General features: G+C 74.7%; 1 protein-coding gene. It reads left to right on the forward strand.

The window, feature by feature from the left end; all coding sequences use genetic code 11:
- On the forward strand, window positions 1-391 hold a 391-nt coding region (locus I6F37_RS44050), incomplete at both ends, for a GDSL-type esterase/lipase family protein (RefSeq protein WP_225154992.1).

The following is a 391-nucleotide window of genomic DNA, read 5'->3' on the forward strand; positions in this document are numbered from 1 at the left end:
GGCGAGGTCGACGTCTACGTCGCGGTCGGGGCCAGCGAGACCGTCGGCGTGGGTGCGGACCACCCGGCGAGCCAGGCGTGGCCGCACGTCCTGCAGCGTCGCGAGCTGGCCGACGCCCGTTACCTCAACGTCGGGGTGTCCGGCTCGACGGTCGGCCAGGCGCTCACCGAGCAGCTCCCGCAGGCGCTGGCCGCCGAGCCGGACCTGGTGACGGTCTGGCTCGCGGTCAACGACATCACGCACGGCGTCACGGTGCAGACCTACGAGCAGCAGCTGCGGACCCTCGTGCACGCGCTGCGGCGCGACGGCGCGACCGAGGTGCTCGTGGGCAACGTGCCCGCCGTCCAGGACCTCCCCGCCTACCGCGCGTGCCTGCCGGACGCGACCACCG

Source organism: Bradyrhizobium sp. NBAIM08 (assembly GCF_020193935.1).
GTDB classification, from domain to species: Bacteria; Pseudomonadota; Alphaproteobacteria; order Rhizobiales; family Xanthobacteraceae; genus Bradyrhizobium; species Bradyrhizobium yuanmingense.